This window comes from Janibacter cremeus, from assembly GCF_029395675.1.
Classification (GTDB): Bacteria; Actinomycetota; Actinomycetes; order Actinomycetales; family Dermatophilaceae; genus Janibacter; species Janibacter cremeus_A.
Genome location: NZ_CP115184.1, coordinates 1,943,818 through 1,958,098, shown reverse-complemented (window position 1 = coordinate 1,958,098; position 14,281 = coordinate 1,943,818). Strand labels below are relative to the sequence as shown.

The window sequence follows — 14,281 nt, the reverse complement described above, 5'->3', positions numbered from 1 at the left end:
ATCACGGTTGTCCGGGCACTGCCATAGGCTCGCGGGGTGAGTGAACCACAGGGGACCTTCATCGCCTTCGAAGGGGGCGACGGGGCCGGCAAGTCCACGCAGGTCAGGCGCCTGGCGCGGGCCTTCGAGGAGGCCGGCCGTGAGGTCGTGATCACCCGGCAGCCGGGCGGGACCGTGCTCGGCGGAGCGCTGCGCGACCTCGTCCTCCACGGTGACGAGGTCACTCCGCGGGCCGAGGCGCTGATCTTCGCGGCCGACAAGGCCCAGCACGTCGAGGAGGTCGTCCTCCCCGCGCTCGAGGACGGAGCCGTGGTCATCACCGACCGCTACATCGACTCCGCCATCGCCTACCAGGGCGCCGGCCGTGACCTCGGCGCGGCCGAGGTCACCGAGCTGCAGGACTGGGCCGTGGACGGGCTCGTCCCGCACCTCACCGTGGTCGTCGACATCAACCCGGGCGAAGGGAGGCGCCGCCGCGGCGACGTCCACGACCGGATGGAGTCGGAGGCCGAGGGGTTCCACGCCGCGGTGCGCGGGCACTTCCTCGCCCTGGCCGAGTCGGCGCCGGACCGTTACCTCGTCGTCGACGGCTCGGCCTCCCCGGACGAGATCGCCCGGCTCGTGTGGGAGCGCGTCACCGAGGACGGCCTGGTGTGACCGCGCCCCCCACCACTCCGGGCATCTGGCGGGACGTCATCGGCCAGCCGCAGACCGTGGCCGCGCTGCAGCGGGCGGTCGGCGAGCCGGCGTCGATGACACATGCGTGGTTGTTCACCGGCCCGCCCGGGTCGGGACGCTCGGTCGCGGCCCGGGCCTTCGCCGGGGCGCTGCTGTGCCCGAGCGGCGGGTGCGGGGAGTGCCGCGAGTGCCGCACCGCCCTGGACGGGACCCACGCCGACGTCGAGGTGCTCGCGACGGAGGCGTTGTCCATCGGTGTCGCCGAGACGCGGGCGCTCGTCCAGCTGGCCGGGCGCTCGCCGAGCGTGGGGCGCTACCGGGTGATCCTGGTCGAGGACGCCGACCGGCTGACCGAGCAGTCCGGCAACGCCCTGCTCAAGGCCCTCGAGGAGCCGACACCGCGCACCGTGTGGCTGCTGTGCGCGCCCAGCCTGGAGGACGTGCTCATCACCGTGCGCTCGCGCGCGCGGCACGTGCGGCTGCGCACCCCACCGGTCGCGGAGGTCGCCGAGCTCTTGCAGCGCCGGGACGGCATCGACCCGGGGATGGCGACGTACGCCGCGCGGGCCGCGCAGAGCCACATCGGCTTGGCCAAGCGCCTGGCGACCGACGAGGGCGCCCGCATCCGGCGCCGCGACACCATCATGATGGCCTCGCGCATCCGAGGGGTCTCCGACGCGGTGGGGGCCGCGGCCGACCTGCTCCAGATCGCCGAGCAGGAGCGTGACCGCACACTCGAGTCCCGTGCCACGCAGGAGAAGGCGCGCCTGCTCGAGACGCTCGGCGCCGACCCGAGTGCCCGGACCCAGCCGCCGCACATCCGCGCCCAGGTCAGCTCGCTGGAGAAGGAGCAGAAGACCCGCGCCACCCGATTCACCCGCGACATGATCGACCGCGCGCTCGTGGACCTGATGTCGGTCTACCGCGATGCGCTCGTCCTGCACGCGGGCACCCCGGTCGAGCTCGTCAACGAGGACGCCCGGCCGGTCGTCGAGGAGGTCGCCCGTGCCTTCAGTGCCGAGGGGTTGCTCCTCGCGATGGAGGAGATCGCGACCGCGCGCGAGCGCATCGGTGCCAACGGCGCGCCCCTCCTCGCCCTGGAGGCGATGGCTGTCGGGCTGCAGCTGCCGCGATAGCGTCGGCGACATGCTCTCGCCCGGCCGTGCCCCCCTTCGCCTCGCCGCGGTGCTCGTCGCGCTCGTGCTGCCGGTCACCGGCTGCTCACTCCTGGCGCCCGGCCCGGAGCCGACCGGCCTGTCTGCCGGCGACCAGGAGCCGCCGCCCGGCACCGACGGCCTCGAGCGCTACTACGAGCAGGAGCTGGACTGGAGCGACTGCCCGGCGGTGGAGTGCGCGAGCCTCGAGGTCCCCGTCGACTGGTCCGAGCCGGACGGGGAGACCCTCGAGATCGCGGTCAACCGCGTCCCGGCGAAGGGGGACGCCGCCGGCTCCCTGGTGGTGAACCCGGGCGGTCCGGGGGGCTCCGGTGTGGACTACGCGGCCGCGGCCGACCAGATCGTCGGGTCGGCGGTCCGGGAGCACTTAGACGTCGTCGGTTTCGACCCCCGGGGCGTCCAGCGGTCGGCGCCGGTCGACTGCGTCGGCGACGCGGAGCTCGACGAGTGGATGGGCAACGACCCGTCGCCGGACGACGCCTCGGAGCGCGTGGCGGCGGTCGAGCAGTCGGCGGAGTTCGGCCGGGCGTGCGAGGAGACCACAGGTGAGCTCATCGGGCACGTGTCCACCCAGGACGTCGCCAAGGACCTCGACGTGCTCCGATCGGCCCTCGACGACGGCAAGCTGACCTACCTCGGCAAGTCCTACGGGACCACCATCGGAGCCACCTACGCGGAGCTCTTCCCGGAGCGGGTCGGCCGGATGGTCCTCGACGGGGTCTTCCCGACCGACCTCAGCGGCATCGAGGCGGCAGTCGGGCAGGCGAAGGGCTTCGACACCGCCACCCGCGCCTGGGCCGCGGACTGCCTCACCGACGACTGCCCCCTCGGGGGCACGGAGGAGGAGGTCCTCGCGTCGGTCAAGGGCCTGCTGCAGGAGCTCGACCGGAGCCCGGTGCCCGCCGGTGGCGGCCCCCGGCTCACCGAGGGGTGGGCCTCCGTCGGCATCGCCCAGGCCATGTACGACCAGGGCATGTGGTCGATGCTCACCGAGGCCCTCGTCGCCGCCGGGCAGGGTGACGGCAGTGCGCTGATGCAGCTGGGGATGACGTACGCCGGGCGCGACACGTCGGGGACCTACACCTCGAACATCATGGAGGCACTGCCCGCGGTCAGCTGCCTCGACGACGGTGTCGACAAGGACCCGCAGGAGTGGCAGCAGGTCGTCGACGAGGTCGAGGCCGAGGCGCCGATCTGGGGGACCTTCCTCGCCTGGGAGAGCCTGGTCTGCGCCACGTGGCCCGTCGAGCCGGTCGAGGGCATCGGCCCGGTCGAGGCGAAGGGGGCCGACCCGCTCCTCATCGTCGGCACCACCCGGGACCCGGCCACGCCCTACGAGTGGGCCGTGCGGCTGCACGAGCAGATCGACAACTCGGCGCTGGTCACCCACGAGGGCGACGGCCACACCGCCTACATGCGACAGAACGACTGCGTCGACTCCGCCGTGGAGGAGTACTGGCTCACGGGTGGGCTGCCCGAGGGCGGGGAGCTGACCTGCCGGGAGTAGGCGAGGGCAGGGCGTGGAGGTGGGTAGAACCACCCACGTGGCCTCGGCGGTGGATGGGCACTGCGGCCGATGCCGGAGTCGTCCGACGTCCATAGCGTGATGGGTACGGAACGAACCCGGGAGGACGTCATGCAGACACAGCACGTGGACACGGTGATCATCGGAGCGGGGCAGGCCGGCCTGTCGACCGCCTACCACCTGCGGCGCAAGGGGGTCGAGTGCCTGGTCCTGGACGGGAACGCCCGGATCGGTGACGAGTGGCGACGACGCTACGACAGCCTGCGCCTCTTCACCCCCGCCGGGAGGAGCCACCTCGACGGGCTGCCCTTCCCGGGGGACCCGTGGGCCTTCCCGACGAAGGACGAGATGGCCGACTACCTCGAGCTGTACGCGCTCACCCACGAGCTGCCGGTGCGCCTGCGCAGCCGGGTGAGTCGGGTGGCCGCGGACGGGGAGGGGTTCCGCGTCGAGCTGGAGGAGCCGGCCGAGCGTCCGATCACCTGCGACGCGGTCGTCGTCGCCACGGGGACCTTCGGTGAGCGACCGAACCTGCCTCCCTTCGCTTCTGATCTCGCCGAGACCGTCCACCAAGTGCACTCGAGTCGGTACCACGGTCCCGGGGACCTGCCCGCCGGGCCGGTCCTCGTCGTCGGTGCGTCGCACAGCGGTCTCGACATCGCACTCGAGCTGGCCACCGAGCGCGAGACCACGCTGGTTGGCCCCGTCCACGGCAGTGTCCCGCTCGAGTGGGGCACGTGGCGGATGCGACGGGCCTTCCCCTTCATCGAGTTCGCCTTCCAGCACGTCCTGACCAGGCGGACGCCGATGGGACGCAAGATGCTCGGGGTCATGCGTCACCACGGCGCTCCGCAGCTGCGGGTCAAGGCGCACCACCTGGCAGAGGCCGGGGTCGAGTGGATCGACGACCACGTCGTCGGGGCGTCCACGGACGGCCTGCCGCAGCTGGCGGACGGGCGCGCCTTCGAGGTCGCCAGTGTCGTGTGGGCCACTGGGTGGCGCCACGACCACTCGTGGCTGGACGTGCCCATGGAGGTCGAGGACGGCTGGCCGGTCGAGTACCGAGGGGTCGTCGATGATGTGCCCGGCCTGTACTTCTGCGGGCTGGCCTTCCAGTACGCGTTCAGCTCGGGGGAGATGTGCGGTGTCGGCCGCGACGCCGCCCACGTCGCCGACCGGATCGCCCGTCGACAGGCGCACGTGCCGGCTGCCTGAGACCGCGACGCCGGTCCGGGGTGCTCCGTCCCGCTAGCATCGGTGGTGAGGGAGTCGCCATGGGCGTGGTTGAGGATCTGCACCGAGCGCGCGACGCGTACGAGCGCCGTGAGTGGCTCGCGGCCTACCGCACGCTGTCCGACCTCGACGACGCCGTGCTCGCCGCCACGGACTTCCTGTCCCTGGCCGACGCGGCCGAGCTCCTCGGCCGTCCCGATGACGCGGTCCAGGCGCTGCAACGGGCGCACCACGCCGCCCTCGACGCCGCGGACCCCCTGCTGGCCGCCCGCGCGGCGGCGCGGCTGGGGACGTTGTTGGCGCTGAGGGGGGAGAGCGCGGTCGCGGGAGGCTGGTTGGCCCGCGGGGAACGCGTGCTCGAGGAGGTCGACGATGACGTCGTGGAGCGGGGGTACCTGCTCGTCGGGCGGATGCTCGAGCGGGTGAGCGTCGGCGACCTGGAGGGGGCGCGGCCGCTGCCGGCGCAGATCACGGCGTGCGGACGCCGCCACGCCGACCCCAACCTCGTGGCGCTCGGGCTCAACCAGGAAGGGCGGGTGCTGACCGTCTTCGGGGAGGTCGCCGCGGGGCTGCGGTTGCTCGACGAGGCCATGGTCGGTGTGGTTGCGGGCGAGGTCGACCCACTGGTGGCGGGCGAGGTCTACTGCTCGATGATCGAGGCCTGCCAGTGGGTCGGTGACCTGGGACGAGCGGCGCAGTGGACGCGTGCCCTGTCCCAGTGGTGCGACGCCCAGCCCACGATCGTGGCCTTCACCGGCCAGTGCGCCGTCCACCGGGCGCAGCTGATGCGGCTCCACGGCTCGCTCCGGGACGCCGTGATCGAGCTGGAGCGGTCCGCGCAGAGGTACGAGGCGGCGGGCGGCCATCCGGCCGTCGCCCTCGCCCACCACGAGCGCGGCGACGTCCTGCGTCTGCTCGGGGACCTCGACGGGGCGGACCGGGCCTACGGGCAGGCACTGCAGCACGGTAGTGACGCACAGCCGGGCCGGGCCCTGCTGGCCCTGGCCAGGGGTGAGCTCGACCAGGCCGTTGCTGCCGTCCGACGAACCCTCGCCGGGACACACGGCGCGATCTTCCGCCACCGGGTCATCCCGGGTTGCGTCGAGGCGCTCGTGGCAGGAGGTCTGCTGGACGAGGCGGGCGTCCTGTCCGACGAGCTCGCGGGGATCGCCGAGGACTTCGGCTGCGCGGCGGTGCGTGCCGGGTCCGAGACCGTGGCGGCGCAGGTGGCCCTGGCCCGTGACGATCCCGAGTCGGCGCTCTCCGCAGGGAGGTCGGCGCTGGCGCGGTGGTCTGCGCTCGAAGCGGACTACGAGGCGGCGCGAGCACGCGTGCTCGTCGGACGCGCGCTGCGACTGCTGGGTGATGAGGCCGGCGCGGTCCTCGAGCTGCAGGCCGCCAGGCAGACCTTCGTGGCTCAGGGGGCGGTCCCTGACGCACTTGGTGTGGCTGGACAGCTCGGTGAGGCGGACCGACCCGGCGGACTCACCGGGAGGGAGGTCGAGGTGCTGCGCCTGGTGACGGCCGGCAGGAGCAACGCCCAGATCGCCAAGGAGCTGCACCTCTCGGTCAAGACGGTCGCCCGGCACATGTCCAACATCTTCACCAAGCTCGACGTCAGGTCCCGGACGGAGGCGGCAGCCTTCGCCCACAGGCACCACCTGGGGTAGTGCCCACGGCGGCCGGGGTGGGTGGGCCCGCGATTTCACCCCGACCCACCGCTTCCGTATACTCGTGCCTCGCGCCACGGCGCATGCCGCCTTAGCTCAGTCGGCTAGAGCGATTCACTCGTAATGAATAGGTCATCGGTTCGATTCCGATAGGCGGCTCAGCGGAACGCCCTCGACACGGTCGGGGGCGTTTTTGCTGGTCAGGGGCGGTTTTCGTCGAGCCGGCAAGGATGGCGACCAGGCTGGCAAGCGCCGCCAAGAGCAGTTCAGCGGGGCCGAAATGGGCACACTTTGGGCACATCGGGTGGCGAAGGGGGTTCATGGCTGGACTCCCCGCAGGCCATCCAGCGCGATCGCGAGCTCGTCCAGCTCGTCGTCGTAGAGGTGCGCGTAGATGCGCGCCGTGGTGGTGATCGACTCGTGGCCCATCGCCCGTTGGATGTAGCGCAGATCCGCGCCGGCTTTCCTCGCCAGACTTCCGAAGGTGCGGCGCAGGTCGTGCGGAGTCACCCCTTCGAGCCCCGTTGCTTTCAGCGCGGCACTCCATCCTGACCGGTGCCGCCAGTTCCCGTTGCGCAGGTAGCCACCGTCCGGAGCCGGGAACACCAACGCATCCGCAGACCGACCCGCGGTCCTGGCCGCGAGCACCTCCCGCATCGAGGGCGGGATCCCGATCGAGCGCGCAGAGGCCCGCGACTTCGGAGCAGCGACATCCATCCGACCGCCGACCTCGGTGGCTCGCTCGACCACCCGGGCCCGGCCCCGCTCGAGGTCGACGTCCGAGACCTTGAGGGCGGCCAGCTCGGACCACCGCAGACCGAGCAGGGCCATCGCCAGGACGAGGTCGCCCTCACGACCAAGGCGTGCCGCCAGGGCCTCGACCTGGGCCATGGTCAGGATCCGCTCGCGCGATGGTGGCCTCGCTGGCAACCGCACACCACGAGCGACGTTGTGGCTCAGGCGCCGGGTCCGGATGCCGAAGTCGAGGACGAGGCAGAAGACTCGGTGGGCGTAGCGCACGGTCTCCGGGCCCTTGGTCTTTCCGAGCTCGGTAACCCACTCCGCGATGTCGGCATGCTCGATCTTCGCGACCGGCCACGTGCCGAAGTGGTTCAGCACGTGGCGAAACGCCATGCGGTAGTTCTGCTGCGTCGTCACACGTAGGTGGGTCATCCCGCCCTGCTCGTACTCTGACCACAGCGCCGAAAGCGTCACCAGTCCACGTCGGGGGTCGACGAACTCCCCACGACGCATTCGACCCCGCAGCTCGTCCTCGAATGCCTCGGCATCCGCACGCCGGTCGAACGTCCGGGACCGCTGGCGGTGCTCCGGTGTCCGGTACCGAACCCGCCAACGCACTCGTCCCGAGTCCAGGACTCGACGCTCGATCATGTCGGCACATCCCTCGTGTCCTGCTCATACATCGCCATCTCCCCTCTCTAGCCCAGATCGCGCCTTTCGCCGTTCGGCTTTCCACAGGTCGTACTCGCGGCTGCGGGCCGCAACGGCCAGGGCGAGGGCTTGTTCGAGGTGGTCGCGCCAGCCGGTGCCGACGTAGGTCCAGCTGCCCACAACCTGGGTGGTCTCTTCTGCGTCGTCGGCGAGCAGCCGTGCCTCGAGGTCGCGGGTGTCGAGCGGCTGGCCGGTACGCCGGGACTCGGCAGCCAGTGCCTGCCACCGCGACCGGGCACGACGCAGCGCGCCGAGGGTGAGGGAGTAGCGCCGGGACTTGGTGCCGAAGTGGCCACGGAAGCCCAGGCAGTGCACCCACTTGCCCATCCGTTGGTAGTCGTGGTCCCGGTCGTGGAAGGTCGCAGCCCGGGCAGCCATCTCCCGGCACTGCCGGCGCAGGGCGAGGATGTGCGGCCGCTGCTGACCGCGGCCGTGCAGACCGGAGGAGTCCTTGGTGGAGTACTTCGCCAGATACCCGGCGACCTGGCCCGGGGTCAGCGGGCCGGCCGGGTCGTCGGTGCGCGAGCCGGCACGGACGGTGCGCACGTCGACCTGGGTCCCGAAGGCCAGCACCCGTGGGGTGTCCTCGAAGTCGACGGGCTCGGCGATGGTCGTGACGGTCGGCACGACCTGTCGCACGAGGGCTGCGAGGGTGTCGCCGTCCAGCGATGGGGGAGCGGGCGAACCGGTGCCGCCGGCGGCGGGTCCGTCGAGGCGGATCAGCGCGTGGAAGTGGATCAGGCCGCGTGCCTGGTGCTCGGCGACCTTGGCGTACTGGATCGACGCGTGGTCGCCCAGGCGCGAGCTCGGGATGGTCAGGTGGTGGGCGACGGCGCGGTGCAGGGCGATGGTGAAGCGTCGCCACAGCTCGGGTGCGTGCCACTGCCACATCACCGCCGACGCCGTGTCGTGGCACTGGAAGCACAACGGCGCCCCACTGGTCTCGTCATCCCGGTCGTGGACGCGGGTGCACCACAACGGCCGGCCGTGAGGACAGCGGCTGCGGTCGTCGCGTCGCCGGGGCCGGCACGCACGCCCTCCTCGGTGGCCGTGGACCGGCCCAAACGAGGGGGCGGTGAGGGTGACGAACAGCAGCGGGTTGTCCCGCACCTTCTCGGGGACGGTCTTGCCGCCAGCGACCCCGGCATGGATGAGGGCGTAGGTGTCGCGGGCGTAGGTGCGTGAACAGGAAGGGCACACCGAGGCACGGCGGTTGCCGCACGGGCGATGGAGCACCCCGAACGGCAACTGCCCCGCGTCGAAGGACGAGAGCACTTCGCCGGTCCTGGTGTCGACGGTGACCGATGACCCGGCCAGCCGGACAGGGTGGGCGCAGTTGTGCGTGGCGCCCAGTGCCTGGGAGAAATCATCCATCGACCCGTCGCGCATCCGCTGGGCGATCAGCTTGGCGTTCTCGGGGTGATTGAGATCGGGAATATCCAGGGGCGCGTCCTCACCGAAGCCGGGGAAGCGGTCCTCGCCGGCGGAAGGGGCAGGCGTGTCTGTGGTGGCCACGGTCCCCTCCCAACCAAAGAGGGTGTGCCACGCGGACCAGGAGTGCGGCTCTGGGATCCGCGCGGCACACCCAGACTGTGGGGTGAGCGGCGATACGTGGTCACCGACGTTCCAGAGCCGCTCAACGCCGGGCACACCCGAAGAGGGCGCGGGTGCGGATCCAGTCAGTGAGTCACTGTCGCGGCCTTCTATGGGTGCGAGCCGTCAAGCCCGAGAGGGGAGCCGACCCCCGGGGATCTTCCCGTCCATGTGTGCGTCTATGTCGATCCGCACCACCCACGTTGCCGTCCACGACCCGCCTGTTCCAGAAAATCGAGCGACGTGACCAAAGTTTCGTCTGACCTGCCCAGAGAAGACCACCCGATAGCGGATCCCACACGGGCACGCTTCCGCGCGATGATGGATCGATGGACCCACCTGAGTCGTACGTTGACACGATGCCATGCGATCCCGACGTGCTCGTGGAGCTCGGCCGGGTTACGTGGGCGGCCGCGCGGCTGCACGCGGGCGTGCGCGACCTGATCAACTGTCTTGACGGTGCGCCATCGGATCACCCGTTTGGGTTGACTCTCGGTCAGGCGATCACTGAACTAGAGACCCGCGCTCGGGCATTCGGGCGGCACGATGTAGTCGACTGGGTGCACGGCGAGGGGCGGCCCGCGAACAAGCTGCGCAACGCCGTGGTGCACGTCGTCACCTACACCGCCGCGGACGGCAAGCAGGCGATTCAACGCCTCGACACCTCCACGCGATTCCAGAATCCCGAGCTACGCACTGTCACCCGGAGGCTGATCGCTGCGAGCATGTTGCTCCCGACCTGAGTGCCGCCCTCCTCATAGCCGTGGTGCCGGCGCACTTTCCGGTGAGGGATCCGCCTCCGGCGACGGGTACGGCCGTCGGAATGCCGAGCAACAGACCTCAATCGGTGCTGTCGAGAATTAGTCGTGTCGCTTCGTGCGGTGCGTCCCATTGTGGAAAATGACCGCACCGCTCAAACCAGTGCAGCACCGCGTCGGGGAACAGCTCCGTAGCACGTGCGGCCTGTCTCGGCACGGTCACCAGGTCACGACGACCCCAACCGATCGTGACCCGGCCGGGCACTGTGCCAGCCGGGGCTCCCTGCTGCTTAGGCCCTTTGGTCAGGGCGTCCAAGACAGCGCCCGTCGCCGGGGAGTCGGCCAGCCCGCGCACGTCCGGCAGCACGGTCTCGCGCGAGAGCGCCCAGGGCCGCGCCGACAACTGCGCCAGCAGCAGAGTCCTTCCCACAGAGCTGCCGAGCAGTGCTGGCAGCATGCCTCGCAGCGCTCGGACCAATGCGATCGACGGCCGCAGCGTGGCACCGAACACGAGGAGCTCGCGATCGCTCCAGAAGCCGCCCGGGTCCAACGCCACGGTGTCGCCGCCGACGCCCCGCCGGGCGAGCTCGAGCACCATTCGGCCGCCCATCGACTGGCCGACGGTCGAGACCCCGTCCAGGCCCTGTTCGCGGATGAAGTCCGCGACGGAGTCGGTCAGGGTGGCGATCGAGACCTCGCCGGTCAACGGCGGCGTTTCGCCGAACCCCGGCAGGTCGACGGCGATGACCTCACGAGTCTCAGCCAGTTCGTCGAGGATCGGGGACCAGGATCGCCACCCAGCGCCCAGACCGTGCACCAGCAACAGTGGGCTGCCGCTCCCTCGTCTTACATGATTCAACGCCACACCGGAACGCTAGCTCACCCGGAGTTCGGGGTGTTCGGTCACCCGCACGCGGATCGGAGTACGGGATCGGGAAGTCTGAGAGGGGCATGAGCCCGCGCGAGGTGGCGTCCTTCGGTCATGACGTCTCGTTTGCCCGCGTTTCGCGCGGGAGCCGGACCGCGTAATACCACGACCGGCATTCCGCGGACCACGACGAATGGTAGGAGGGGCAGATTTACCTTCGCCGATAGCGATCGACCGAGGTGGCACGCCGAGGTGCACCGGGTGGTCGAACTGGTGCGTGGTCTGCCACCGAGGCGCACGGTGCACATTGCCTGTGGCACCGGGTTCTTGACCGGGCATCTGCGTGGGTTCACGGTGGGACTCGACCAGAGCCGGCGATGGCCCGAGTGGCCCCAGCCGCGACTTGCGGGAGGGGTGGTGGTACTCGGCGATGCGCTGGACCTGCCCTTGCCACCGGGACGCTCCACCGGCTGGTGACGGCCCACTTCTACGGCCACCTGCCTTCGAGCGAGCGGGCCACGCCAGCTGCTGGTCATGTGCCAGTTCCCCGTCGCCGCACGCGTACATTCCCTCGGCGCCCTCGATGGCCTAGGACGTCAGTCGAGCAGTGGACCCGCCCAGCGCCAGTCGCGCTGCGGCCCGAGGTACTCGACCCGTTGCACGTCCTCGTCGTGGTCGCCGTCCCTCGCCCAGGCGAGCACTGCGGTGTGGTCCTCGAAGTCGCCCTCCTCCACCACGTCACCCATGGCGTCCAGGAACCGGTAGGAGGTCATGTCCAGGGGTTCTCCCCCCAGGGCGCAGGGGGTAAGATGAGTGGTGACCTACGACCCGAGCGACACCTTCGTGCACGTGCGGGGCGCCAGTGAGCACAACCTGCGCGACGTCGACGTCGACATCCCGCGCGACGCCATGGTCGCCTTCACCGGGGTCTCCGGATCCGGCAAGTCGTCTCTCGCGTTCGGCACGCTCTATGCCGAGGCGCAGCGCCGCTACTTCGAGTCGGTCGCGCCGTACGCCCGTCGGCTACTGCAACAGGTCGGTGCGCCGCACGTGCAGGAGATCACCGGACTCCCGCCGGCCGTGGCCCTCCAGCAGCGGCGTGGTGCGCCGAGCTCCCGGTCGACGGTCGGCACGATCACGACGCTGTCGAACCTTCTGCGGATGCTCTACTCGCGCGCCGGGACCTACCCGGAGGGTGCCGCTCACCTGGCTGCCGAGGCCTTCTCGCCCAACACCGCCGCCGGCGCCTGCCTGCGATGCCACGGGCTGGGCGTCGTGCACGACGTGGCCGAGGACCTCCTCGTCCCGGACCCGTCGCTGAGCATCCGCGACGGCGCGATCGCCGCTTGGCCCGGTGCCTGGCAGGGCGCCAACCTGCGCAGCATCGTCAGCGGTCTCGGCATCGACATCGAGAAGCCGTGGAGCAGGCTGAAGAAGAAGGACCGGGACTGGCTGCTCTACACCGACGAGCAGCCGTCCGTGCTGATCAAGCCACAACGTGACCGCGTCGACCACGGCTACTACGGCAAGTTCTGGAGCGCCCGCAAGCACGTCATGCACGTGCTCGCCGACTCCACGAGCGAGCGGATGCGCGAACGGGCGCTGCGGTTCGTGCGGAGCGTGCCCTGTCCGGAATGCCACGGCAGCGGGCTGCGGCCGGAGGCGCTCGCGATCACCGTCGCCGGCCGCTCCATCGCCGAGGTCAACGCGATGTCGTTCGCCGAAGTGGTCGCCCTCCTGCGGCCCGTCGCCGAGCTGCCCGAGGAGTCCAACGAGGTAGCGGTGCGGATCTGCGCCGACCTGGTCGCGCGGGTCGAGGTGCTGCTCGACCTCGGCCTGGGCTACCTCAGTCTCGGCCGCTCCTCGACGACCCTGTCGCCCGGCGAGGCCCAGCGCCTACGCATCGCGACCCAGTTGCGGTCCGGCCTGTTCGGCGTCGTGTACGTGCTGGACGAGCCCTCGGCCGGCCTGCACCCGGCCGATGCCGAGCCGCTGCTCGACGTGCTGGCCCGACTCAAGGCGTCGGGCAACTCGCTCTTCGTGGTCGAGCACGACATGGACGTCGTACGACGCGCCGACTGGGTCGTCGACATCGGGCCGGGCGCCGGGGAAGGCGGTGGTCGGGTGCTCTACAGCGGCCCGGTGGCCGGCCTGGAAGCCGTCAAGGAGTCCGCCACGAGCCAGTACCTGTTCGGGCGCGCCGAGCCCCTCGACCACACCCCGCGGACCCCGCACGGCCACCTGCACCTGCGCGGCGTCTCGCGCCACAACCTCACCGACGTCTCGGTCGACATCCCGCTCTGCGTGCTGACGGCCGTCACCGGGGTCTCCGGATCCGGCAAGTCGACGCTGGTCACGCAGGTGCTCGCCGAGCTCGTGCGCTGCCACCTCGGCCTGGCCCCCGAGGACCCCGACCAGGCCGACCTCGAGGTCGACGTGGAGGACGCGTCGGGGCTCGAGTCGTTCGACCGTCTCGTCCTGGTCGACCAGCGCCCCATCGGGCGCACGCCGCGGTCCAATCTGGCGACGTACACGGGGATGTTCGACGCGGTGCGCAAGCTGTACGCCGCGACGGACGAGGCGAAGGCCCGCGGCTATGGCGCCGGTCGGTTCTCCTTCAACGTCGCCGAGGGCCGGTGCGAGACCTGTCAAGGCGAGGGCTTCGTGGCTGTCGAGCTGTTGTTCCTGCCGGGCACCTACGCGGCGTGCCCGACCTGTCATGGCTCCCGCTACAACCCCGAGACGCTGGAAGTGACCTACCAGGGCAAGACCATCGCCGACGTGCTGGCGATGACGGTCGACGACGCGGCCACGTTCCTCGCCGACGTCCCCGCGGCCTCCCGGAGCCTCGAGACGCTGCGCGAGGTGGGGCTGGGCTACTTGCGGCTGGGTCAGCCCGCGACGGAGCTCAGCGGCGGTGAGGCGCAACGCATCAAGCTGGCCACCGAGCTCCAGCGAGCACGCCGCGGCCACGCGCTGTACCTGCTCGACGAACCGACGGCAGGCCTCCACCCTGCCGACATCGCCCTGCTGCTGCGACAACTGCACCTGCTCGTCGAGGCCGGCAACACCGTCGTCCTCGTCGAGCACGACCTCGACACGATCGCCACCGCCGACTGGGCCATCGACCTCGGCCCCGGCGGCGGCGATGCGGGTGGAAGGGTGGTCGCCACCGGCACCCCCACCGACGTCGCCTCGACCGAGGGCAGTGCCACCGCGCCGTACCTTGCGCGCCGCCTGGCGCAGCAACCACAAGCAGACTCATGAGCCAGATCCCGAGCATCATCAGCGACTTCTTCGCAGCGTCCGACGCCGCCCGTCTCGTCGCC

The 14,281-nt window shown here is 71.0% G+C and carries 11 protein-coding genes and 1 tRNA gene; 8 read left to right on the top strand and 4 right to left on the bottom strand.

Features of this window, described 5'->3' with window-relative positions; translation table 11 throughout:
* Positions 1-36 precede the first annotated feature (36 nt).
* From tmk to O9K63_RS09145, 6 genes are all read left to right on the top strand, one after another.
* Positions 37-657 (top strand): dTMP kinase, encoded by a 621-nt coding sequence (gene tmk / locus O9K63_RS09170; protein WP_277237245.1) that lies wholly within the window; start codon positions 37-39, stop codon positions 655-657.
* Positions 654-1,814 carry a DNA polymerase III subunit delta' gene (locus tag O9K63_RS09165; RefSeq protein ID WP_277237243.1) on the top strand — a complete coding sequence of 387 codons (1,161 nt, stop codon included), beginning with the start codon at positions 654-656 and terminating at the stop codon, positions 1,812-1,814. The genes tmk and O9K63_RS09165 overlap by 4 nt, the downstream gene beginning before the upstream one ends.
* A 10-nt stretch (positions 1,815-1,824) precedes the next feature.
* On the top strand, positions 1,825-3,360 hold the full coding sequence (locus tag O9K63_RS09160) for an alpha/beta hydrolase (protein ID WP_277237241.1): 1,536 nt from the start codon (positions 1,825-1,827) through the stop codon (positions 3,358-3,360).
* Between the two features lie 129 nt (positions 3,361-3,489).
* Positions 3,490-4,593, top strand: a complete 1,104-nt coding sequence (locus O9K63_RS09155) for a flavin-containing monooxygenase (RefSeq protein ID WP_277237239.1) — start codon at positions 3,490-3,492, stop codon at positions 4,591-4,593.
* A 59-nt stretch (positions 4,594-4,652) separates the two neighbouring features.
* A complete protein-coding gene (locus O9K63_RS09150; RefSeq protein ID WP_277237237.1) occupies positions 4,653-6,281 on the top strand; it encodes a helix-turn-helix transcriptional regulator in 1,629 nt (542 codons plus the stop codon).
* Between the two features lie 85 nt (positions 6,282-6,366).
* Positions 6,367-6,440 (top strand) — tRNA-Thr (locus tag O9K63_RS09145).
* A gap of 159 nt (positions 6,441-6,599) precedes the next feature.
* On the opposite strand, the gene O9K63_RS09140 is transcribed toward O9K63_RS09145, so the two are convergent.
* Together O9K63_RS09140 and O9K63_RS09135 are read right to left on the bottom strand one after the other, a co-directional pair.
* The gene (locus tag O9K63_RS09140; protein ID WP_431190389.1) at positions 6,600-7,535 is read right to left on the bottom strand and encodes a tyrosine-type recombinase/integrase; all 936 of its coding nucleotides are present in this window, start codon (positions 7,533-7,535) and stop codon (positions 6,600-6,602) included.
* A gap of 162 nt (positions 7,536-7,697) precedes the next feature.
* Positions 7,698-9,248, bottom strand: coding sequence for a replication initiator (locus O9K63_RS09135; protein ID WP_277237233.1), 1,551 nt, complete (start codon positions 9,246-9,248; stop codon positions 7,698-7,700).
* A 407-nt stretch (positions 9,249-9,655) separates the two neighbouring features.
* Between O9K63_RS09135 and O9K63_RS09130 the strand changes: the two genes are divergently transcribed.
* Positions 9,656-10,069 carry a hypothetical protein gene (locus O9K63_RS09130; RefSeq protein ID WP_277237231.1) on the top strand — a complete coding sequence of 138 codons (414 nt, stop codon included), beginning with the start codon at positions 9,656-9,658 and terminating at the stop codon, positions 10,067-10,069.
* Between the two features lie 97 nt (positions 10,070-10,166).
* Here the strand turns inward: O9K63_RS09130 and O9K63_RS09125 are convergent, their stop codons facing one another.
* Together O9K63_RS09125 and O9K63_RS09120 are read right to left on the bottom strand one after the other, a co-directional pair.
* Positions 10,167-10,901: an alpha/beta fold hydrolase gene (locus O9K63_RS09125; RefSeq protein WP_277242301.1), complete on the bottom strand. Its 735-nt coding sequence runs from the start codon at positions 10,899-10,901 to the stop codon at positions 10,167-10,169.
* A gap of 647 nt (positions 10,902-11,548) precedes the next feature.
* A complete protein-coding gene (locus tag O9K63_RS09120; protein ID WP_277237229.1) occupies positions 11,549-11,725 on the bottom strand; it encodes a hypothetical protein in 177 nt (58 codons plus the stop codon).
* Positions 11,726-11,768: 43 nt separating this feature from the next.
* Between O9K63_RS09120 and uvrA the strand changes: the two genes are divergently transcribed.
* Complete coding sequence (uvrA, locus tag O9K63_RS09115; protein ID WP_277237227.1) at positions 11,769-14,219, top strand: excinuclease ABC subunit UvrA; 2,451 nt, start codon at positions 11,769-11,771, stop codon at positions 14,217-14,219.
* Positions 14,220-14,281: the final 62 nt, after the last annotated feature.

What these genes read in the sequence shown, in the direction of transcription:
- O9K63_RS09160 (WP_277237241.1), top strand. Translation starts at nt 1,825, where the DNA reads ATGCTCTCGCCCGGCCGTGCCCCCCTTCGCCTCGCCGCGGTGCTCGTC.
- O9K63_RS09120 (WP_277237229.1), bottom strand. Translation starts at nt 11,725, where the DNA reads ATGACCTCCTACCGGTTCCTGGACGCCATGGGTGACGTGGTGGAGGAG.
- O9K63_RS09155 (WP_277237239.1), top strand. Translation starts at nt 3,490, where the DNA reads ATGCAGACACAGCACGTGGACACGGTGATCATCGGAGCGGGGCAGGCC.
- O9K63_RS09130 (WP_277237231.1), top strand. Translation starts at nt 9,656, where the DNA reads ATGGACCCACCTGAGTCGTACGTTGACACGATGCCATGCGATCCCGAC.
- O9K63_RS09140 (WP_431190389.1), bottom strand. Translation starts at nt 7,535, where the DNA reads ATGCGTCGTGGGGAGTTCGTCGACCCCCGACGTGGACTGGTGACGCTT.
- O9K63_RS09150 (WP_277237237.1), top strand. Translation starts at nt 4,653, where the DNA reads ATGGGCGTGGTTGAGGATCTGCACCGAGCGCGCGACGCGTACGAGCGC.